Raw genomic sequence first — 1,066 nt, forward strand, 5'->3', positions numbered from 1 at the left:
GCAGGTTGGCCTTGGTGACGTCACCGCCGTAGTGGGCGAGTACCCGCCGATCCATGATCCGCCGCCACAGCGGCGGCACCGCCGCGAACACGATCATCGACGCATACCCCGCAGGCAACTGCGGCGCCACCTCCGAAGTCCGCAACGTCTGATACCTCCGCCCCGGATTCGCATGATGATCACTGTGCCGCTGCAGATGGAACAGGAAAATATTCGTCACCAGACGATCACTGTTCCACGAATCCCGCGGCGAACACCGCGCCCACCGACCATCAGGCCTGCGCTCCCGCAACAACCCGTAATGCTCGACATAGTTGACCGTCTCCAGCAACGCCGCACCAATCACCGCCTGCAACAACAGCCACGGCAACACCGCCAACCCGAACGCCACCACCAGACCACCGAACAACACCACGGTCATCGCCCACGCCTGCACAACCTGATTCTCCGGCGACCACCAGCCCACACCCCTGCGAGCCAACCGCTCCCGCTCGATCCGGATCGCCGAACGGAACCCACCCCACACCGAACGCGGCAAGAACGCATACAGCGACTCACCCAACCGGGCACTGGCCGGATCCTCCGGCGTCGCGACCCGCACATGATGACCCCGGTTGTGCTCGACGAAGAAATGCCCGTACCCCGACTGCGCCAGCGCGATCTTGGCCAGCCACCGCTCCAGACGCTCGACCCGATGCCCCAGCTCGTGCGCCGCGTTGATCCCGATCCCCGACACCAACCCCAGCGTCGTAGCGAGCCCGAACTTGTCCAGCACACTCAACTCGGAACCGGCCCACATCCAGCAGGCGATCAACAACCCCACCAACTGGATCGGCAGGAACAGATACGTGCACCACCGGTAATACCGATCCGCCGAGAGCCGCTCGTAATCCTCATCACGAGGATTGGACCCATCTTCCCCGACCAGCCAATCCAACACCGGAATCGCCACCAACACGATGAACGGACCGACCCACCAGAACACCGCCGACCCCGTCTGCAACACCAGCTGCGACGGCAACAGCGCCGACGCGGGCGCGATCAACCCCAGAACCCACAGGTGCCG

1 protein-coding gene is annotated in these 1,066 nt (G+C 64.3%); it reads right to left on the minus strand.

The features are described 5' to 3' along the window. The coding region (locus ACFO0B_RS31515) for an alkane 1-monooxygenase (protein WP_378617403.1) at positions 1-1,066 on the minus strand (1,066 nt) is incomplete at both ends.

Origin of the sequence: Nocardia jiangsuensis, from assembly GCF_042650385.1 — a bacterium.
In the GTDB taxonomy this organism is placed as follows: domain Bacteria; phylum Actinomycetota; class Actinomycetes; order Mycobacteriales; family Mycobacteriaceae; genus Nocardia; species Nocardia jiangsuensis.